This window comes from Roseburia sp. OF03-24 (assembly GCF_003463035.1).
Classification (GTDB): domain Bacteria; phylum Bacillota; class Clostridia; order Lachnospirales; family Lachnospiraceae; genus Roseburia; species Roseburia rectibacter.
Map to the genome: position 1 here is coordinate 308 of NZ_QSCK01000100.1, position 227 is coordinate 534.

General features: G+C 46.3%; 1 protein-coding gene. It reads right to left on the reverse strand.

What is annotated here, in order from left to right; all coding sequences use genetic code 11:
• On the reverse strand, positions 1-227 hold a 227-nt coding region (locus DXA60_RS18780; RefSeq protein WP_199536257.1), incomplete at both ends, for a hypothetical protein.

Consider the following 227-nt stretch of genomic DNA (forward strand, 5'->3'; position numbering starts at 1 on the left):
ATGCCAAAAACCGGCATCTTATAATCATAAGACAGTATCACATCTGCCGATACCGTCTCCCCATCCGCATTCACAGAAGGCGTTACAGCAAGCGCATATCCCGCAGACTGTGCCTGTGAGATGCAGTTTGCGATCACCTCCCTGTTAAAATCACTGTTTTCAATTTCTGCTATCACATCTGCTTTGTATTCCTTTGCCGCTGCCGTCTGTGCTGATGCAGTTAATAA